Origin of the sequence: Hydrogenophaga sp., assembly GCF_030373225.1 — a bacterium.
In the GTDB taxonomy this organism is placed as follows: Bacteria; Pseudomonadota; Gammaproteobacteria; order Burkholderiales; family Burkholderiaceae_C; genus Hydrogenophaga.
Genome location: NZ_JAUCZG010000036.1, coordinates 1 through 17,936 on the forward strand (window position 1 = coordinate 1; position 17,936 = coordinate 17,936).

The window sequence follows — 17,936 nt, forward strand, 5'->3', positions numbered from 1 at the left end:
TGCCCACGTTCACGTGCGGCTTGGTCCGCTCAAATTTCTCTTTTGCCATTTTTCAGCTCCAAATCAAAACTGCCGAAACAACCAAAACACTTGCGAATCCACATCTGCAAAAACTGGTGCCCTTGGCGGGAATCGGACCCGCGACCTCTCCCTTACCAAGGGAGTGCTCTACCACTGAGCCACAAGGGCCAAGGGCGTCGGCGAGCCGACCACCCAAAGCATTCAATACCGACCATCAACAGGACATGGAGCGGGAGACGGGAATCGAACCCGCGTCATCAGCTTGGAAGGCTGGGGTTCTACCATTGAACTACTCCCGCCAATTCACTCCATACGCACGGACCCGCCTTCGGTCGGCAAGGCCCGCTGGACGCACAGTCCCTTCGCTTTCATGTCACTCATCGATCGCTGGTGGAGGAGGCTGGATTCGAACCAGCGTACGCGTAAGCGGGCAGATTTACAGTCTGCTGCCTTTAACCACTCGGCCACCCCTCCATAGCGCAGCCCGCGATTATGCCATGGTTTTCCGGCGATGTGCCAGCTCCCGCGCAGCGCAGCAGGTCACCAGCGGATGGCCCCGGCGCCCTGTCGGGTCAGCCATTCGTTGGTCTGGCTGAAGTGGCTGCAGCCGATGAACGGCAATGGGCCGCGTCGGGCCGACAGCGGCGACGGATGGTTGGCGAGCAGCAGCAGGTGCCGTCCGGGGTCGACAAGGGCGGCTTTTTTCTGTGCGTGGGCGCCCCACAGCAGGAACACCTTGGGGTGTCCGCTTGCATTGCAGCGCCCGATGATGCGGTCGGTAAGCGCTTCCCAGCCCCGGTTGGCGTGGCTGGCCGGCTGGCCTTCCTCCACCGTCAGGCAGGTGTTGAGCAGCAAAACGCCTTGCTGTGCCCAGCGCACCAGCGAACCGTTGGCCGGCGCCGCAAGCGCCAGGTCGCGCTGCAGCTCCTGAAAGATGTTGCGCAGGCTCGGCGGTGCCTTGACGCCGGGCGCCACCGAAAACGCCAGCCCTTCGGCCTGGCCGGGCCCGTGGTACGGGTCCTGCCCCAGCACCACCACGCGCACCTCGCCCGGGGGGGTCAGCTGCAGGGCCCGCAAGGGCTCCGGGGGATAGATGGTCGCGCCCCGGGCGCGCCGGTCGTCCAGGAATCCCTGGAGGGCCATTCCCTCGGCCGACGCCTGGAAATCGGCCGTCAGGTCGGCCCAGCCCGAGTCGTCCTGCAGGACCATGCGCTCAGGCGAACAGCTCGGCCAGCGCCAGGCCCGGCTCGGGCGCCCGCATGAAGGCTTCGCCCACCAGGAAGGCGTGAACGCCGGCAGACCGCAGGGTGGACACGTCCTGGCGCGCGAGGATGCCGGACTCGGTGATCAGCAAGCGGTCGGCCGGCACGTCGACCATCAGGTCCAGCGTGGTCTGCAGCGACACCTCGAAGGTGCGCAGGTTGCGGTTGTTGATGCCGACCAGCGGGGTCTTGAGCCTGAGCGCGCGGTGCAGCTCGTCCCGGTCGTGCACCTCCACCAGCACCGCCATGTTCAGTCCCATCGCCAGGGACTCGAGGTCGGCCATCTGTGCGTCGTCCAGGCAGGCTGCGATCAGCAGGATCGCGTCGGCCCCCATCGACCTGGCCTCGTAGACCTGGTAGGGGTCGACCATGAAGTCCTTGCGCAGCACGGGCAGGTCGCAACTGGCGCGGGCCTGCTTCAAATAGTCGGTGCTGCCCTGGAAGAACTGCTGGTCGGTCAACACCGACAGGCAGGCAGCGCTCACCTGTCCGTCGCCTTCGGCGTAGCTCTGCGCAATGTCGGCCGGGATGAAGTCTTCGCGCAGCACGCCCTTGCTGGGACTGGCCTTCTTCACTTCGGCGATCACCGCGGCCTGGCCGGCGGCGATCTTGCGGCGCAGCGCGCCTTCGAAATCGCGCGTGAGCACCCGGCTCTCGGCGTCGAAGCGCACCACGTCGAGCGGCTTTCTGCGCCGGGCTGCGGCGATTTCTTCGTGCTTGACGGCCACGATCTTCTGAAGAATGTCGCTCATGGGAATGTTCCGGGTCAGGCCGCAAAGGCCTTGAGTTGTTCGAGTTTGGCCAGTGCTGCGCCCGAGGCGAGCGTGCGACGGGCCAGTGCAATGCCCGCGCCCATGTCGGCCACCACGTTGGCGGCATACAGCGCCACGCCGGCGTTGAGCGCCACGATGTCGCTGGCGGCCTTGAAGGTCGGGTCGTCCCGGCCTTCGAGCACGCCCATGAGCATCTGGCGCGAGGCCTCGGGGGTGTCCACCCGCAGCGCACGGCTGCTGGCCATGGTCATGCCGAAATCCTCGGGATGAATTTCGTATTCGGTGATCTCGCCGTCCTTGAGTTCGCCCACCAGCGTGGCCGCGCCCAGCGAGACCTCGTCCATGCCGTCGCGGCCGTACACCACCACCGCGTGCTCGGCGCCCAGGCGCTGCAGCGCTCGCACCTGGATGCCCACCAGGTCGGGGTGGAACACGCCCATCAGGATGTTGGGCGCCGAGGCCGGGTTGGTGAGCGGGCCCAGGATGTTGAAGATGGTCTTGATGCCGAGTTCACGCCGCACCGGAGCCACGTTCTTCATCGCGGGGTGGTGGTTGGGCGCGAACATGAAACCCACACCGACCTGCTCGATGCAGCGCGCGATGGCCTCGGGCGGCAGGTTGATGTTCACGCCCAGGCTCTCCAGCACGTCGGCGCTGCCGCTCTTGCTCGAGACGCTGCGCCCGCCGTGTTTGCTCACGCGCGCGCCGGCCGCAGCCGCCACGAACATCGAACAGGTGGAAATGTTGAAGGTGTGCGAGCCGTCGCCGCCGGTGCCGACGATGTCGACCAGGTGCGTCTTGTCGGCCACATGCACCTTGGTGGAGAACTCGCGCATCACCTGTGCGGCAGCGGTGATCTCGCCGATGGTTTCCTTCTTGACGCGCAGGCCGGTGATGAAGGCCGCCATCATGACGGGCGACATCTCGCCGCTCATGATCAGTCGCATGAGGTGCAGCATCTCGTCGTGGAAGATCTCCCGGTGTTCGATGGTGCGCTGCAGGGCCTCCTGCGGTGTGATCTTGTGGCTGCTCGGCATGCGGGTCTCCAGGGCTTGTCGGTTCAAGGAAGAGGATTGTCGGTCAAGGCCAGGCGCAGCCCGAAGCCCACGAAGAGCACGCCGGCAGCGCGGTCCAGCCAGCGCAGGGCGCGCTGCACGGTCTGCACCCGGCGCGCGGCCCAGGCGGCGAGCCAGGCATAGCCGAAGTTGATCGGCAGCGAACTGAGGTTGAAGATCAGGCCCAGCAGCAAAAACGCGAGCACCTTGTCCGGCACCTCGGGCGCGATGAACTGCGGCACAAAGGCGAGAAAGAACAGCGCGACCTTGGGGTTGAGCACGTTGGTGAGAAAGCCGCGGCGGTACACGCGCCAGAGGTCAACGTCGGTGGTGCCCGCCTCCAGATCGAGAGGCGCGGCCCTGGACAGCAGCAGGCGCACGCCCATCCACAGCAAGTAGGCAGCGCCGAGCCACTTGAGCACGGTGAACGCGGTGGCGGACGTGGCCAGCAGCGCGCCCACGCCGATGGCGGCAGCGAACACGTGCACGAAACAGCCGCTGACGATGCCGAGTGCGGCCACCATGCCGGCGCGCACACCACTCCTGAGCGCGCTGGTGACGATGCACAGCACGTCCGGGCCGGGCGTGAGGTTGAGCAGCCAGCCCGCCGCGATGAAGAGCAGCAGTTGCGGCAGGTCGGGCATGGCCTGGCGCCCTGCGTTCAGTAAACGGCCGAGCCGGCGGGCCGGTGGCTGGCGGACGAGGCGCCCTGCGCAAAAAACGCGCGGGTGCTGGCGATCGCCCGGTCGATGCCGGCCGCGTCGACGTCGAGGTGGGTCACGAAGCGCAGGCCGATCAGGCCGGTGGCAAGCACCCCGTCGCGCGCCAGGTGGGTCAGCAGATCGGGGCCGCGGCCGTTCGCCACATCGACGAAAACGATGTTGGTCTGCGCGGAACGCACGCTCAATCCATCGATGCCGGCCAGCCCCTGCGCCAGGCGCTGCGCGAGCGCGTGGTCGTCGGCGAGGCGGTGGACGTGGTGATCCAGCGCATGGTGTGCAGCGGCCGCCAGCAGGCCCGACTGGCGCAATCCACCGCCGAGCATCTTGCGCCAGCGCAGTGCGCGGCGGATCAGGTCCTTCGAGCCACACAAGGCAGAACCCACGGGCGCACCCAGGCCCTTGCTGAAACAGACCGACACGCTGTCGAAGCGGTCCACGATGTCACGAACCGCCGTGAAGGGATCGCCACCAGCCGCCACGGCCGCGTTGAACACACGCGCGCCGTCCAGGTGCACCGCCAGCCCGTGCTCACGCGCCAGAGCGGTCGCCTGGTCCAGGTAGTCGGCCGGCATGAGGTGGCCGTTCCAGGTGTTCTCCAGGCACAGCAGCCGCGTGCGCGCGAAGTGCGGGTCGTCGGGCTTGATCGCGGCGGTGATGTCGGCCAGCTGCATCTGCCCGGTGGCGTTTTGCGCCAGCGGCTGCGGCTGGATGCTGCCCAGCACCGCCGCGCCGCCGCCTTCGTAGCGGTAGGTGTGCGCGTTCTGCCCCACGATGTACTCGTCGCCGCGCTGGCAGTGCGCCAGCATCGCGCACAGGTTGCTCTGCGTGCCGCTGGCCATGAACAGCGCGGCCTCCTTGCCGGTGATGCCGGCGATCTTGTCCTGCAGTGCGTTGACGGAAGGGTCGTCGCCGAAAACGTCGTCGCCCAGGGGCGCGACCATCATCGCTTCGCGCATGGCCGCCGTCGGTCGGGTGACGGTGTCGCTTCTGAGATCAACGGTTTTCATGCTTGTTCGAGGAAGTTCTTGAGCATCGCGTGCCCGTGTTCGGTGAGGATGCTTTCCGGGTGGAATTGCACGCCTTCGATGGCAAGCGTCTTGTGCTTCACACCCATGATTTCTCCGTCGTCTGTCCAGGCGGTCACTTCCAGCTCGCTCGGACAGTCGCTGCGGCGGATGGCCAGCGAGTGGTAACGGTTCACCGTGAACCGCTCGGGCAGGTTTGCGAACACGCCTTTCTGCGTGGTCGTGATCACCGACGTCTTGCCATGCATCAGCTCCTGAGCGCGGATGACCTTCCCGCCGAACGCCGCGCCGATGCTCTGATGGCCCAGGCACACGCCGAGGATGGGCAGCTGGCCGGCAAAGTGCTGGATGGCCGCCACCGAGATGCCGGCCTCGGCCGGCGAGCACGGTCCGGGCGAAATCACCAGGCGGTCCATGAGGCCGTCATCCAGACGGGCCTGCAGTTCGTCGACCGTGACCTCGTCGTTGCGCACCACGGTGACCTCAGCCCCCAGCTCCCCCAGGTACTGCACGATGTTGAAGGTGAACGAGTCGTAGTTGTCCACCATCAGGACACGAAGGCCCCCACGCTCCCCCGCGGCGCGTGGGTCGCGGCCCCCCAGGGGGGCTTTCGCGCCTTGGGACGGCCCGGCGGCGCTCTGGATCGGCTTGTTCATTCCAGACCCTCCTCGACAAGCTCAGCGGCCCGCAGCAGCGCACGCGCCTTGTGCTCGGTTTCCCTCCACTCCATCTCGGGCACGGAGTCGGCCACCACGCCGGCAGCGGCCTGCACGTAGAGCGTCTGGTCCTTGATGATGCCGGTGCGGATGGCGATGGCCACGTCCATGTCGCCGGCGTAGCTGAGGTAGCCGCAGGCACCGCCATAAATGCCCCGCTTGGTGGGCTCGAGCTGGTCGATCAGTTCCATGGCGTGCACCTTGGGCGCGCCGGTGAGCGTGCCGGCCGGAAAGGTGGCCTTGAGCACGTCCATGCTGGTCATGCCGTCCACCAGCATGCCTTCGACGTTGCTCACGATGTGCATCACGTGGCTGTAACGCTCCACCGCGAAAGCCTCGGTCACCTTGACGGTGCCGATCTTCGCAATGCGGCCGATGTCGTTGCGCGCCAGGTCGATCAGCATCACGTGCTCGGCGCGCTCCTTCGGATCGTTGATCAGCTCGCTTTCAGTGGCCTTGTCCAGCTCGGGTGTGGCCCCGCGCGGACGGGTGCCGGCCAGCGGGCGGATCGTCACCTTGGTGCCCTCGGCCGTGTTTTCCTGGCGCACCAGGATTTCAGGGGACGCCCCCACCACGTGGAAATCCCCGAAGTGGTAGTAATACATGTAGGGCGAGGGATTGAGCGAGCGCAAGGCGCGGTACAGGCTCAGCGGGGATTCGGTGTAGCGCTTCTTGATGCGTTGGCCCACCTGCACCTGCATGAAATCGCCGGCGGCGATCAGCTCCTTGGCCCGCTCCACCGCGGCCAGGTAGTCGGCCTTGGCGAAGTCGCGCTCGGCCGGGTAGGCCTGACTGGGCTTGACCACCGGCGCGCTCACCGAGTACTTGAGCGCCTCGCGCAGCTCGCGCAGGCGTTTCTTGCTGTTGGCGTAGGCCTCGGGCTGCGCCGGGTCGGCGTAGACGATGAGGTAGAGCTTGCCCGAGAGGTTGTCGATCACCGCGAGTTCTTCGCACTGCAGCAGGAGAATGTCGGGGCAGCCCAGGGTGTCCGGTGGACAGGTCCGCTCCAGCTTCTTCTCGATGTGGCGCACCGCGTCATAGCCGAAGTAGCCGGCCAGGCCGCCGCAAAAACGCGGCAGACCGGGGCGCAATGCCACCTTGAAACGCTGCTGGTAGGCGGCGATGAAATCCAGCGGATTGCCGTGGTCGGTCTCCACCACCACGCCGTCGCGCACCACCTCGGTGATCGCTTCGGCGCCGAAGCCGCTGGCGCGCAGCAGCGTGCGGGCGGGCAGGCCGATGAAGCTGTAGCGCCCGAACCGTTCACCACCCACCACCGATTCGAGCAAAAAGCTGTGCTTGCCGTCACCGCGCCCGTGTGCGAGCTTGAGGTAGAGCGAGAGCGGTGTCTCGAGGTCCGCGAAGGCCTCGGCCATGAGCGGGATGCGGTTGTAGCCCTGCTGGGCCAGGCTCTTGAATTCCAGTTCGGTGATCATGTTCGTTCTTTCCGTCGGTCCGGCCCGGCGTCATCGACACATCGGGCAGGGCGCTGGGGATCATGCCATCCGGTCAGGCGCGCTGCCGGTCCAGGGGTGGGGTGAAACAGCGGCGGGGCAGGCCCGTGGAACGCTGTGCCAGCCCCGGGGGGAGTGCACGTTTACGCTGGCTTGCGCCAGGGCCAGGCTCCCCGGCCGTTGCGGCTCGGCAGAACACCTGATGGGGTCGTGCATGGGTGGAACATGGTGCCGGGAGTGTAGCAAAGGGCCTGTGGCGTGCCGTGGTTCACGCCAGGATGCTTTGGTTTTACGGCTAAACCCTGTGAGCCCCGTCGCGGCGGGCAAGGACAATCAGAAAATAGAACGGCTGTTCTTTTTCAACCGACCCGGATCCCCATGAAACGCATCACTTCACCCTCTGCCCTCCTGGGGGCCGCCGCGCTCTGCACCGCCCTGCTCCAGCCCGCCCTGCTTCAAGCCGCCACCATCGACGTGGGCGGTGTGATGCTCGAAGACCGCGTGACCGTGGCCAACCAGCCGCTCGTGCTCAATGGTGCGGGCATTCGCTACAAGGCGGTGTTCAAGGTCTACACCGCCGGTCTCTACCTCGGCCAGAAGGCCGACACACCGGCCGCCGTGCTGGCCGCCACCGGCCCCCGTCGCATGAGCATCACCATGCTGCGCGACATCGATTCGGCCGAACTCGGCAAGCTGTTTTCGCGCGGCATGGAAGACAACATGGAGCGCGCCGCTTTCTCCAAACTCATCCCGGGCGTGCTGCGCATGAGCCAGGTGTTCAGTGACCACAAGAAACTGGTGGCGGGCGATACCTTCCTGCTTGACTGGGTACCTGGCACCGGCACGGTGCTGACCATCAAGGGCAAGGTCGAAGGCGAGCCGTTCAAGGAGCCCGAATTCTTCAACGCCCTGATGCGGATCTGGCTGGGACCCAAACCGGCCGACTGGCAACTGAAGGACGCGCTGCTGGGTGTCAAGAAAGGCTGACCAGCTCGGCCAGCGAGTCGATCAGCCGGTCGTGTGGTGCCTGCGCCACCGGCGCTCCGTGGTTGTAGCCGTAGGTCACCAGCACCACCGGACAGCCGGCCGCCCGCGCGGCGATGCCGTCGTTCTGTGAATCGCCCACCATCAAGGTGTGGACCGGCGCCGTGCCCAGCGCCTCGCAGGTCTTGAGCAAGGGCAGCGGGTCGGGTTTCGTTCGCTCGAAGCTGTCACCCCCGAACACATGGACAAAGAAGCCCAGCAGGCCCTTGGCCTTGAGCAGCGGCTCGGCAAAGGCCAGGGGCTTGTTGGTCAGGCAGGCCAGCGGCAGACCGTGCTCTCGCAACGCCGTGAGGCCTTCGACCACGCCGGGATAGACGGCGCTGTGGGCGCCGTTGATGGCGAGGTAGTGCGCCTGATACAGCGTCCAGGCGTCGGCTTGCAAGGCGGCGGCTTCATCGGCCCGCAGCCCGCCGTGCAGCAGCGCCGAACGGATCAGGTGGGCCGAGCCCTTGCCCACCATGCGCTCGATGTCGCCACGGCTCACGCCCGGCCGACCGAGCGCCGTCAATGTTTCGTTCAGCGCGACATCGAAGTCGCCCAGGGTGTCGACCATCGTGCCATCGAGGTCAACGATGACCGCCTGAATCTCTCCGATCACGCCAGCGCTGACCGCATCTGGTCAATGACCGCCTTGTAGTCGGGCTTGCCAAAGATCGCGCTGCCGGCCACGAAGGTGTCGGCGCCTGCGTCGGCCACGCGGCGGATGTTGTCGGGCTTGATGCCGCCGTCCACTTCCAGGCGGATGTCCCGGCCCGTGGCCTCGATGCGCCGGCGCGCGTCCTCGATCTTGCGCAACGCCGAGTCGATGAAGCTCTGCCCGCCGAAGCCCGGGTTGACGCTCATGATCAGGATCAGGTCGATGTCGTCGATCAGCCAGTCGAGCACGTCCAGTGGCTGACCCGGGTTGAAGGTCAGGCCGGCCTTGGCTCCCTTGGCCTTGATGGCCTGCACGCTGCGGTGCACGTGAGCGCTTGCATCGGGGTGAAAGCTCACCAGGTCGGCGCCGGCGTCGATGAAGGCGCCGGCGAGCGCGTCCACCGGCTGGATCATCAGGTGCACATCGATCGGCACCGGCGTGCCGTCGGGTTTCTTCGCGTGCGGCTTGAGCGCCTGGCACACCATGGGGCCGAAAGTCAGGTTGGGCACGTAGTGGTTGTCCATCACGTCGAAATGGATCCAGTCGGCGCCGGCGGCGATGACGTTTCGCACCTCTTCGCCCAGGCGGGCAAAGTCGGCCGAGAGAATGGAGGGGGCGATGAATGCGGCGCTGGCGTTCCGTGACATGGGCAACCTGTGGTGAGTGGTGGGGAGGCGTTCGGGTGCATTCTGGCAGGCATCGCAGGCGCACGCAGCCCCGGGGTAACATGCCGGCCATGCCCAAATACCTGTTCACCTGCGAGGTTGAACCCCAGTACCTGAGCGAACAGTCTTCGCCCGACGAAGACCAGTACGCCTTCGCCTACACCATCACCATCACGAACGCCGGTGAGGCCACCGCGCAGCTCATCGCACGGCACTGGATCATCGACGACGAGCTGGGGCACACGGAACAGGTCAAGGGACTGGGCGTGGTGGGTCACCAGCCGCTGCTGCGTCCGGGCGAATCGTTCCAGTACACCAGCGGCACACGGCTGAAGACGCCCACGGGCAGCATGCGGGGCAGCTTTTTCTGCGTCGCCGAAGACGGCGAACGGTTCGAGGCGGTGGTGCCCGAGTTCGCCTTGCGGGCCAGCGGTTCGGGCGAAGCCCCCTCGCGAGTGCTGCACTGAGGTGCACCACCCCGCCCCCCCGCCAGCGTTCTCTCCACCGCTGAGTCCATGCACGCCGCCACCCTGATCGCCCGCCTGGACCCCGAGGCACCGCTGGCGCAGCGCCACCTGTGGTTCATCGACGCCATGCGCTGGGTGCGCGGTGACGAAAAAAGCGTGCCGGCCAGCGTGGCGCGGGTGCGTGAGTTTCTCGACAGCGTTCAGTCGCAGCCCGAGCTTCGGTTGCGCTGGCAGCGCTGGTGGCAGCATTTCGTCGCCACGGTGGACATCACCCCGCTGCTGGCCGACCACGGTTTTGCGCCACGCACCGCCTTCCTCAGCGAGTTCGGCAACCGCCTGCGCAAGAAGGTGCTGCCCAACACGCCCGAGACCACCGATCTGGGCGAGCTGTTCGGCCTGCTGCTGCCCACGCGCTTCGATGTGCGCTGGCTCAAGGCACTGGACAGTGCCACCTTGCTGCGCCTGCGCGACCTGCTGATCGGCGCCGGCCCCGAGCCCCATGCGAAAGACGCCGACTTCTGGCAGGTGGCCCTGATGGACGCCATGATTTCCTGCGTGAGCCAGGTCAGCGCCACCGGTTTTGCATCCGAGATCCGGGTCCGCATGTCGCCCGAGGCGCAAGAGCAGAAGCCGTTCCACCAGCTGCCCAGCGATCTGGAGGCGTTGCGCCGCGCCGTGCGGGTGCACGGCGCCCAAAGCCCGGAGGCACTGGAGGCCGCCACGCGGCTGCGCAACCAGCTCGACGCCTGTCGCCACGCGGCCTATTCGGTGTACTCGCACCTCGAGGAGCACGGCGTCTCGGTGGGCATCGTGTTCCGGCTGCGCCAGCTGCGCGAACGGGTGGTGCGGGTGAAGGAACTGCTCGACTGCCTGCAGTCCGACCAGCCCGAGCGCGCCACGGTCGCCCTGCTGGCCGACCTCGCCCAGGTGGGTCTGGACAGCCGCAGCATCCGCTCCCTCATTGCCGCCAGCTCGCACCTGACCGCAGCCAAGGTGGCCGAGCGCAGTGCCGAGAGCGGTGAGCACTACATCACCCGCAACACCGCCGAGTACAAGGACATGCTGGGCAAGGCCGCAGGCGGCGGCGCGGTGCTCGGCATCACCACCTGGGTGAAGTTTGCGCTGTACGGCCTGGGCCTCTCGGCCTTCTGGGGCGGTTTTGCGGCGGGCTTCAACTACGCGGCATCGTTCGTGATCATCATGCTGCTGCACCTCACGGTGGCGACCAAACAGCCCGCGGTGACCGCCCCGGCGATGGTGGCCAAGCTGAAGGAAATCAAGCAGCCGGGCGCCGTCAGGCGTTTCGTGGACGAAGTGGCCAACCTGTTCCGCTCGCAGGTGGCGGCCATCGTGGGCAACATCGGCCTGGTGATACCGGTGGTGCTCCTGATCAGTGCGCTGCTGCAGTTCGGCACCGGCAGCGCCATGCTGGACGAAGAGAAGGCGCGCCATACGCTGCACAGCATCAGCCTGCTGGGCCCCACCCTGCTGTTCGCCGCCTTCACCGGCGTGCTGCTGTTTGCATCGAGCATCGTTGCGGGCTGGGTGGAAAACTGGTTTGTGTTCCACAAGCTGCATTCGGCCATGGAGCACAACCCGCGCTTCACCAACCTGCTGGGACGCAAGCGGGCGGCGCGCTGGGCCAATTTCACGCGCACCAACATCTCTGGCCTGGCCGCCAACATCTCGCTCGGATTCATGCTGGGCCTGACCCCCGCCTTTCTCCAGTTTTTCGGCCTGGGCATCGACGTGCGCCACGTCACGCTGTCGGCCGGCCAGGTGGCCGCTGCGGCGTCGGCGCTGGGTCTGGGCGTGTTGCGTGAACCCGCCTTCTGGTGGGCGGTGGGCGGCATCGTGGCGATCGGTCCGATCAACCTGGCCGTGAGCTTCTACCTCGCCTTCCGGCTGGCCCTGCAGGCCCAGAGCATCAGCGAGGTCAACCGCCAGCTGATCCGCACCGCGATCAAGCGGCGCATCCGCGTGGCGCCGCTGAGTTTTCTGCTGCCGCCACGCCACAATCCCGGGGACGATGACGCCACCGCCGAGCCCCATGGGTGAATTCGAACTCATCCGCAAGCACTTCCAGCGGCCTGGCCAGGTGGCCAGGCCCGGGGTGGCGCTGGGCATCGGTGATGACTGCGCCCTGCTGCAACCCCACCCGGGACACCAGCTCGCGGTGTCCACCGACATGCTGGTCGAGGGCCGGCACTTCTTTGCCGACGTCGACCCCGAGGCCCTGGGCCACAAGGCGCTGGCGGTCAACCTGAGCGACCTCGCCGCGATGGGCGCGCGCCCGCTGGGCTTCACGCTCGCGCTGGCCCTGCCCGATGCCAGCGAGACCTGGCTCGCTGCCTTCGCCCGCGGCCTGTTCGCGCTCGCCGATGCCCACGCCTGCCCGCTGGTGGGTGGCGACACCACGCGCGGGCCGCTCAACATCTGCATCACGGTGATGGGCGAAGTGCGCCCGGGACCGGCCATGCAGCGCAGCCAGGCGCAGGTGGGCGACGACCTCTACCTCACCGGGCGCACCGGCGAGGCGCGGCTGGCGCTCGAACTCATGCGCGGCACCGACTGGGCCACCCGGGCTTGCGGCCAACAGGCCCTCACGCGCCACCCGGAACTGCGCCAGCGGCTGGAACGCCCCCTGCCCCGGCTGGCACTGGGCACGCTGCTGGCGGTGCTGGGCAACGCGGTGCACGCGGCCATCGACCTGAGCGATGGCCTGGCCGGAGACCTTGGACACATCCTGCAGGCCAGTGGCGTGGGCGCCGAGATCGCGCTGGCCGCCCTGCCGGTGGCGCCGGCGCTGCAGCCACTCAGCGCAGAGCAGCGCCTGGACTGCATCCTCAACGGCGGCGACGACTACGAATTGCTGTTCACGGCGGCGCCCATCGCGCGCGCAGCGGTGGACGCGGCCGCCCAGGCCAGCGGCACACCGGTGCAGCGCATCGGCCGCATCAGTGCGTCGCCCGGCCTGCGGGTGCTCGATGCGTCCGGTCACCCGGTGACGGTCTCATCACGCGGCTTCGACCACTTCGGCTGATCCGCGCGCGCCCAGCAGCGCCGCCACGATCTGCTCCACGCGCCGGTGCTCCAGCCGACCCGCCTCGATCCAGACCACGCGCCCCTCGGGGGCGCCGACCAGATCGGCCAGTGCGGTGGGCCGGTCGGTGCTGCCATCAAAAAGAAGCACCACGCGCTGCAGGTGCGGTGCACCGGCCAGCACGCCGAGTTCGTGGCGGCGGCCCTGGTTGCGCGCCTGGAACCCGCGCAAGTCCATCAGCACCACGTCGGCCTGCACCACCAGCGCGGCCAGCGCCTGCTGCCAGGTGCTGTCGAAGCAATAGCACTCGTTGACCCGGTAGCGGCCATCGGGGTCGGGCGCCAGGTCGAAGTCGCGCAGGCGCTCGCCCACCTGCGCTTCGTTGGCCACGAAGCGCCCGGCCAGCCGACCATCGAGGAAGGTGAACACATCGTCCGGGTCGATGGTGCGGCTGAGCAGGTCGGTGCCGGCGATCAGCACGGTGTTGCCCGTCAGCCGCCAGCGCTCGACCACCCGGTCGAACAAGGTCTGCACGCCGGCGTCCTGCTGGAACACGCGCAGCACCAGCAGCGTGGGTGGCGCGCGCCGGGGCGCCAGCCAGCTGCGCAGGGCCAGGCCCGCCAGCGGAATCCACAGCGAGGGGAGGAACTGGGTGAGCGCCATCCAGCCCACACCCTGCAGCGCCGGCAGCGCAGACGCGCCCAGCACCACCAGCCAGTAGGCCGCGAGCAGGTACCACAGGTCCGAGAAACGCTTGGCACGGTAGGCGTGCGCCAGCCCGCGCGCCATGGCCCAGGCGGGCCAGGCCAGCAGCGCCCAGGGTGCCAGCGCCAGCAACACGATCGCGGGCCAGGCGCCCACCGCCTGAACCAGCGCCACCAACCAGCCCGGTGGGTCCTGCACGCCGCTGACCATGGCCTGCAACGCCAGCACCGACGAGGCCGCCAGCAGCATGAAGATGGGCAGCAGATACGGCGCGATGGCGCGGATGCGTCCGCTGGCGCCGATCACCAGGGTGACCAGCACGGGCAGCAGCACCAGACCGCCCAGCCAGCCCAGCGAGGTGGCCAGCGGCTGGGGCGAGACAAACCGCCACCAGGTGAGCGCCAGCATGGCCATCAGGTACAGCCCGATCGCCCCCAATGTCCGCCACCACGACCAGCGCCGCACCAGCCCCCAGGTGAGGGCCATCGGCCAGGCGTAGACCACACCGAGCGTGAGCGCGCGGCCCAGGCTGAGCAATTCGCTGCCATAAATGAAGAGCAAGGCCAGCACCGACTGGGTCACGCCGATCAACAGGCTGAGTGCGCTCACCACGAGCAGGTAGCGCCGGCTGGCGTGCCGGTTCGCCGCCGCATCCAGCACGACCGTTGGCCGGTCTGGCGCGGGCGCGCCGGACCGGGCCACGGCATGAGCCGCATCGGGTGGAGGCGAGCGCCGCATGAGTGCCAGCATCCGGCGGCGGTACAGGCCTGCAACCACCCAGGAGGCGGCGCCCGTGAGCAGCACACCCAGCACCATGGCGGTGAGGATGGCACCGGTGTTCATCTCCATGCGCCCCCCTGTTTCGTTCGCGCCAGTATCCCGCCGGTGTCACGGCCCGGCAAGACCGCCCACCCATAATCCGTCCATGCCCGAGACCGCCCACGCCCCCATGGCCCGCCCGACCTGGGCCTTTCTGTTGTCCCACCCGGCCCACTTCATCGCACTCGGTGGGGGCGCCGGCCTGAGCCGGTTTGCACCCGGTACCGTGGGCACGCTGTGGGCCTGGGCGTCGTTCCTGCTGCTGCAGCCGCTGATGTCGCCGCCCGCTTGGGCGCTGCTGATCGCAGCCGCCACGCTGGTGGGCTGGTGGGCCTGCACCGTGACCGCGTTGCACATGCGCGTGGCCGACTCGGGCCACATCGTCTGGGACGAGGTGGTGGCCTTCTGGCTGGTGCTGTGGCTGATCGAGCCGACGGGCTTCTGGGGACAACTGGTGGCGTTCGGCCTGTTCCGCTTCTTTGATGCGGTGAAGTTCGGCCCCATGGCCTGGGCCGACCAGACCTTCAAGGGTTTTGGTCCGCGCGGCGGCTTCGGCATCCTGCTCGACGATGTCGCCGCGGCACTGTGCACGCTGCTGGTGATCGCGCTCTGGAGGTTTTGATGATGGGCACAACCGGCCTGGTGGAGGCGCTCGCGCACGAACTCAAAAGCCGCGGGCTGATGATGGCCACCGCCGAGAGCTGCACCGGCGGCCTCATCGCCGGCGCCTGCACCGACCTGAGCGGCTCCAGCGACTGGTTCGAGCGCGGCTTCGTCACCTACTCGAACGCCGCCAAGACCGAGCTGCTGGGTGTTCCCGCCAAACTGATCGAACGGCACGGTGCGGTGAGTGAGGCGGTGGCGCGCGCCATGGCGGCGGGTGCGCTGGCGCATTCGCCCGCCCGGATGGCGGTGGCCGTCACCGGCGTGGCCGGCCCCACCGGCGGCAGTGCCGACAAGCCGGTGGGCACGGTCTGGTTCGGCTGGGCCACGCCGGCGGGCACCTTCACCGAATGCCGGCGCTTCGACGGTGACCGCGCTGCGGTGCGCGCCGCCACCGTGCAGCACGCCCTGACCGGACTGCTGCAACGCCTGCCCTGAGAGCACGCCATGGAGCCGTTCAAGAACCTGATCAACGCCGGCACCGTGGCCACCACGGGTCTGCACCTGCAACGAGCCTGGTCGGGCTTCGATCGCGCGCGTTTCGAGGCCCTCGCCGGCCATGGCCTGGACGCACTCGAACTCAAGGCGCGCATGCTGCAGCTGGCCGACGCGCTGCACGCCACCCTGCCCGGGCATTTCGACACCGCCTGCGGCGTGCTGGAAGCCAGCCTGGCGCCGCCGCTGCCGCTGGACGCCCGCGGCGAGCCCGTGGGTCTGACGACCGCAGCCGCCAGCACCGGCCTGTCCGGCTGGGTGATCTGGTCGATGGGCGAATTCGTGGCCCGCCAGGGCCTGCACGACGTGCCGCGCGCTCTGGCCTGCCTGCACGCGCTCACGCAGCGCTCCACCGCCGAGTTCGCGATCCGGCCCTTCATCCAGCAGCAGCCCGAGGCCGTGTGGCCGGTGCTGGCGCGCTGGGCACAAGACCCGAGCGTGCACGTGCGCCGGCTGGTGAGCGAGGGCAGCCGCCCGCGACTGCCCTGGGGACTTCGCCTGCAGGCACTGGTGAGCGACCCCGCGCCCGCGCTGCCGCTGCTGCGGGCGTTGCAGGACGACCCCAGCAGCTACGTGCGGCGCAGCGTGGCCAACCACCTCAACGACATCGCCAAGGACCATCCCGCGTTGGTGGCGGGCTGGGTGAAGGAACACCTGATCGGGGCCGGGCCCGAGCGCAGCGCCCTGCTGCGCCACGCCAGCCGCGGCCTGATCAAGCAGGGCCACGCCCCCACACTGGCCGCCTGGGGTCTGGCCCGCGGGCTGGAGGGCCAGGCCTCGCTCGCGCTGTCGGACCAGCGCGCCGCCGTGGGAGGCGAGATCGGCCTGCGGGTGGTGCTGCAATCCGCCGCCCGCCAGGCCCAGCCGCTGGAAATCGACTACGCGGTGCACCATGTGCGCGCCAACGGCAGCACCTCGCCCAAGGTGTTCAAGGGCTGGAAGCTCACGCTCGCCGCCGGCGAGCAACGCGTGCTGGCGAAACGCCACAGCTTGAGGCCGGTGACCACACGCACGCTGTACCCGGGCACGCACCGCATCGAGGTGCTGGTCAACGGCGTGGCACTGGCGCAGACCTCGTTCGAGTTGCTGTCGAATTGAATGCCGCCTGGATCGTGCGGGTCAGGCCTTGACGATGTGCGCGTCCAGTCCGCGCCGCGGCGAGGGCTCGATGGCCGGTGCGTAGCCCAGCCGGGCCCACATCTGCACCGTGTGGCGCGGCGCCGGCGCGTCCAGCAGCGCGTGGATCTCGCGGTAGGGCACGGCCACCTCGGGGTATTCCTGCAGCGCCTGTGAAATCGGCTGCATCGACAAGCCCTGCGCGGTGGCTGCGAGCTGCGCGCGCACCCAGGCGCGCCCGGCATTGACCTGTGTCACGCGGTCGTTGCCCTCGGTCACCAGCCAGTAAAACGCCGGTGTGCCGTCGATGTGGGCGTTGAACTCGGTGAGCTGGCCGGTGGTGGCCTGGTCATCGGCGGCGGGCGCCACGCTGCGGTCGAACAGGCCGAGCGCGGTGAGGGCGCGCACCATCGGGTCGTTGAGCGAGATGCCGTCGCGGTGCTGCGCGATTTCCCTCGGGCCCACGCGCAGCACCTTGAACGATTCGAGCACGGTGCGCGGCGTGGTGAGTTCGATGCGCCAGGCCTCCTTGGCAATGCGGCGGTGCTCGGCCAGGGCGGCGGCCTCTGCGGTGGTGACGAAACCGGTGCGCCAGGCCCCGCCGGCGGTGCTGGCGGCGATGGCCTGCAGGGCCTGGGTGGGCGGCACGCGCGGCTCGTAGGCCTCGCGGTTGGTGCGGCGGCGAAACACCTGGGAAAACAAGGGGTCGGCCTGCACCGACGCGTCGGCCACCAGACGCACCCGCGCCGTGGGTCGGGCGTCCACGGTGGTGGGCGCGAACACGCCCTCGGGAAACAGCGTCACCTCGGCCCGCTGGCCTCTTTGCCGGGCCGCCTGGTCCAGCAGTTCCAGGAAGGTGCCCTGACTCATCATCATCTGGCGCGAGAACGGATCGGTCTCGGGCAGCAGCCGGCTGCGGTCGATGAAGAGCGTGATCTCGTCGGGCACGCTCAGGTCGACCAGCCACGACTGCAGGTTGTGCGAATGCGGCGCGAGGATGGCGTGCGCCAGGATCCAGCGCCGCACATCGGGCTCGTTGCCCGGTCCCTGCCAGGCGGCAATGGCCTCGGGCGGCAGCGCGCTGCTGCAGCCCGCCAGGGTGGCGGCGGTGGCGGCGGAGATGACGCCACCGCCCACGGTTCGAAGAAAGGATCTGCGGTGCATGTTGGCTCCTGCGAATGAAAAGTGGCCCGGAACAGCGACGGCTGGCGCACTGCCATGAAAGACATTGTGGGAAAAGAACCGCCCATACAC

18 protein-coding genes and 3 tRNA genes are annotated in these 17,936 nt (G+C 68.3%); 7 read left to right on the top strand and 14 right to left on the bottom strand.

All coding sequences use genetic code 11. The features are described 5' to 3' along the window. Window positions 1-114 precede the first annotated feature (114 nt). From QUV35_RS16510 to trpE, 10 genes are all read right to left on the bottom strand, one after another. Window positions 115-189, bottom strand: a tRNA-Thr gene (locus tag QUV35_RS16510). Window positions 190-246: 57 nt separating this feature from the next. After that, window positions 247-320, bottom strand: a tRNA-Gly gene (locus QUV35_RS16515). A gap of 89 nt (window positions 321-409) precedes the next feature. Beyond that, window positions 410-495 (bottom strand) — tRNA-Tyr (locus QUV35_RS16520). A 66-nt stretch (window positions 496-561) separates the two neighbouring features. Next, the gene (locus tag QUV35_RS16525) at window positions 562-1,230 is read right to left on the bottom strand and encodes a uracil-DNA glycosylase (RefSeq protein ID WP_300876574.1); all 669 of its coding nucleotides are present in this window, start codon (window positions 1,228-1,230) and stop codon (window positions 562-564) included. Window positions 1,231-1,234: 4 nt separating this feature from the next. Next, window positions 1,235-2,035: an indole-3-glycerol phosphate synthase TrpC gene (gene trpC / locus QUV35_RS16530; protein ID WP_300876577.1), complete on the bottom strand. Its 801-nt coding sequence runs from the start codon at window positions 2,033-2,035 to the stop codon at window positions 1,235-1,237. A 14-nt stretch (window positions 2,036-2,049) separates the two neighbouring features. Then, window positions 2,050-3,093 carry an anthranilate phosphoribosyltransferase gene (gene trpD / locus QUV35_RS16535; protein WP_300876686.1) on the bottom strand — a complete coding sequence of 348 codons (1,044 nt, stop codon included), beginning with the start codon at window positions 3,091-3,093 and terminating at the stop codon, window positions 2,050-2,052. 23 nt (window positions 3,094-3,116) lie between these two features. Further along, window positions 3,117-3,755 (bottom strand): LysE family translocator, encoded by a 639-nt coding sequence (locus tag QUV35_RS16540; protein WP_300876580.1) that lies wholly within the window; start codon window positions 3,753-3,755, stop codon window positions 3,117-3,119. A gap of 17 nt (window positions 3,756-3,772) precedes the next feature. Next, window positions 3,773-4,840: a low-specificity L-threonine aldolase gene (gene ltaE, locus QUV35_RS16545; protein ID WP_300876582.1), complete on the bottom strand. Its 1,068-nt coding sequence runs from the start codon at window positions 4,838-4,840 to the stop codon at window positions 3,773-3,775. Further along, window positions 4,837-5,406 (bottom strand): aminodeoxychorismate/anthranilate synthase component II, encoded by a 570-nt coding sequence (locus QUV35_RS16550; RefSeq protein WP_300876688.1) that lies wholly within the window; start codon window positions 5,404-5,406, stop codon window positions 4,837-4,839. The genes ltaE and QUV35_RS16550 overlap by 4 nt, the downstream gene beginning before the upstream one ends. Window positions 5,407-5,510: 104 nt before the next feature. Further along, window positions 5,511-7,010 (bottom strand): anthranilate synthase component I, encoded by a 1,500-nt coding sequence (gene trpE, locus QUV35_RS16555; RefSeq protein ID WP_300876585.1) that lies wholly within the window; start codon window positions 7,008-7,010, stop codon window positions 5,511-5,513. Between the two features lie 396 nt (window positions 7,011-7,406). Here trpE and QUV35_RS16560 point away from each other — a divergent pair, with 396 nt between their 5' ends. Further along, the gene (locus QUV35_RS16560; protein ID WP_300876588.1) at window positions 7,407-8,015 is read left to right on the top strand and encodes a chalcone isomerase family protein; all 609 of its coding nucleotides are present in this window, start codon (window positions 7,407-7,409) and stop codon (window positions 8,013-8,015) included. Here the strand turns inward: QUV35_RS16560 and gph are convergent. After that, a complete protein-coding gene (gene gph / locus QUV35_RS16565; RefSeq protein WP_300876590.1) occupies window positions 8,002-8,670 on the bottom strand; it encodes a phosphoglycolate phosphatase in 669 nt (222 codons plus the stop codon). The genes QUV35_RS16560 and gph overlap by 14 nt on opposite strands. Further along, on the bottom strand, window positions 8,667-9,356 hold the full coding sequence (rpe, locus tag QUV35_RS16570) for a ribulose-phosphate 3-epimerase (RefSeq protein ID WP_300876593.1): 690 nt from the start codon (window positions 9,354-9,356) through the stop codon (window positions 8,667-8,669). The genes gph and rpe overlap by 4 nt, the downstream gene beginning before the upstream one ends. 89 nt (window positions 9,357-9,445) lie before the next feature. Between rpe and apaG the strand changes: the two genes are divergently transcribed. From apaG to thiL, 3 genes are read left to right on the top strand one after another with little or no spacing between them, the layout of a single operon-like run. Further along, entirely contained in the window at window positions 9,446-9,841 is a 396-nt protein-coding gene (gene apaG, locus QUV35_RS16575; protein ID WP_300876596.1) for a Co2+/Mg2+ efflux protein ApaG, read from the top strand. A gap of 48 nt (window positions 9,842-9,889) precedes the next feature. Beyond that, window positions 9,890-11,899, top strand: coding sequence for a site-specific recombinase (locus QUV35_RS16580; protein WP_300876599.1), 2,010 nt, complete (start codon window positions 9,890-9,892; stop codon window positions 11,897-11,899). Next, a complete protein-coding gene (thiL, locus tag QUV35_RS16585; protein ID WP_300876602.1) occupies window positions 11,892-12,884 on the top strand; it encodes a thiamine-phosphate kinase in 993 nt (330 codons plus the stop codon). Before QUV35_RS16580 ends, thiL begins: the two co-directional genes overlap by 8 nt. Here thiL and QUV35_RS16590 read toward each other — a convergent pair. Further along, window positions 12,858-14,438, bottom strand: a complete 1,581-nt coding sequence (locus QUV35_RS16590) for a hypothetical protein (RefSeq protein ID WP_300876605.1) — start codon at window positions 14,436-14,438, stop codon at window positions 12,858-12,860. The genes thiL and QUV35_RS16590 overlap by 27 nt on opposite strands. 76 nt (window positions 14,439-14,514) lie before the next feature. Here QUV35_RS16590 and QUV35_RS16595 point away from each other — a divergent pair, with 76 nt between their 5' ends. The 3 genes from QUV35_RS16595 to QUV35_RS16605 are packed head-to-tail and all read left to right on the top strand — an operon-like array spanning window position 14,515 to window position 16,664. Next, complete coding sequence (locus tag QUV35_RS16595) at window positions 14,515-15,030, top strand: phosphatidylglycerophosphatase A (protein ID WP_300876607.1); 516 nt, start codon at window positions 14,515-14,517, stop codon at window positions 15,028-15,030. Then, window positions 15,030-15,509: a CinA family protein gene (locus tag QUV35_RS16600; RefSeq protein ID WP_300876610.1), complete on the top strand. Its 480-nt coding sequence runs from the start codon at window positions 15,030-15,032 to the stop codon at window positions 15,507-15,509. The genes QUV35_RS16595 and QUV35_RS16600 overlap by 1 nt, the downstream gene beginning before the upstream one ends. 9 nt (window positions 15,510-15,518) lie before the next feature. After that, window positions 15,519-16,664 carry a DNA alkylation repair protein gene (locus tag QUV35_RS16605; protein WP_300876613.1) on the top strand — a complete coding sequence of 382 codons (1,146 nt, stop codon included), beginning with the start codon at window positions 15,519-15,521 and terminating at the stop codon, window positions 16,662-16,664. 21 nt (window positions 16,665-16,685) lie between these two features. Here the strand turns inward: QUV35_RS16605 and QUV35_RS16610 are convergent, their stop codons facing one another. Then, on the bottom strand, window positions 16,686-17,846 hold the full coding sequence (locus QUV35_RS16610; protein WP_300876616.1) for a nitroreductase family protein: 1,161 nt from the start codon (window positions 17,844-17,846) through the stop codon (window positions 16,686-16,688). Between the last annotated feature and the right edge of the window lie 90 nt (window positions 17,847-17,936).

Excerpts from the sequence above, each read along its gene's own strand:
- QUV35_RS16600 (WP_300876610.1), top strand. The coding sequence starts at position 15,030 with ATGATGGGCACAACCGGCCTGGTGGAGGCGCTCGCGCACGAACTCAAA.
- QUV35_RS16595 (WP_300876607.1), top strand. The coding sequence starts at position 14,515 with ATGCCCGAGACCGCCCACGCCCCCATGGCCCGCCCGACCTGGGCCTTT.
- QUV35_RS16610 (WP_300876616.1), bottom strand. The coding sequence starts at position 17,846 with ATGCACCGCAGATCCTTTCTTCGAACCGTGGGCGGTGGCGTCATCTCC.
- QUV35_RS16560 (WP_300876588.1), top strand. The coding sequence starts at position 7,407 with ATGAAACGCATCACTTCACCCTCTGCCCTCCTGGGGGCCGCCGCGCTC.
- QUV35_RS16540 (WP_300876580.1), bottom strand. The coding sequence starts at position 3,755 with ATGCCCGACCTGCCGCAACTGCTGCTCTTCATCGCGGCGGGCTGGCTG.
- QUV35_RS16605 (WP_300876613.1), top strand. The coding sequence starts at position 15,519 with ATGGAGCCGTTCAAGAACCTGATCAACGCCGGCACCGTGGCCACCACG.
- QUV35_RS16590 (WP_300876605.1), bottom strand. The coding sequence starts at position 14,438 with ATGGAGATGAACACCGGTGCCATCCTCACCGCCATGGTGCTGGGTGTG.
- QUV35_RS16580 (WP_300876599.1), top strand. The coding sequence starts at position 9,890 with ATGCACGCCGCCACCCTGATCGCCCGCCTGGACCCCGAGGCACCGCTG.
- trpE (WP_300876585.1), bottom strand. The coding sequence starts at position 7,010 with ATGATCACCGAACTGGAATTCAAGAGCCTGGCCCAGCAGGGCTACAAC.
- rpe (WP_300876593.1), bottom strand. The coding sequence starts at position 9,356 with ATGTCACGGAACGCCAGCGCCGCATTCATCGCCCCCTCCATTCTCTCG.
- ltaE (WP_300876582.1), bottom strand. The coding sequence starts at position 4,840 with ATGAAAACCGTTGATCTCAGAAGCGACACCGTCACCCGACCGACGGCG.
- trpD (WP_300876686.1), bottom strand. The coding sequence starts at position 3,093 with ATGCCGAGCAGCCACAAGATCACACCGCAGGAGGCCCTGCAGCGCACC.
- trpC (WP_300876577.1), bottom strand. The coding sequence starts at position 2,035 with ATGAGCGACATTCTTCAGAAGATCGTGGCCGTCAAGCACGAAGAAATC.
- QUV35_RS16525 (WP_300876574.1), bottom strand. The coding sequence starts at position 1,230 with ATGGTCCTGCAGGACGACTCGGGCTGGGCCGACCTGACGGCCGATTTC.
- thiL (WP_300876602.1), top strand. The coding sequence starts at position 11,892 with ATGGGTGAATTCGAACTCATCCGCAAGCACTTCCAGCGGCCTGGCCAG.
- QUV35_RS16550 (WP_300876688.1), bottom strand. The coding sequence starts at position 5,406 with ATGGTGGACAACTACGACTCGTTCACCTTCAACATCGTGCAGTACCTG.
- apaG (WP_300876596.1), top strand. The coding sequence starts at position 9,446 with ATGCCCAAATACCTGTTCACCTGCGAGGTTGAACCCCAGTACCTGAGC.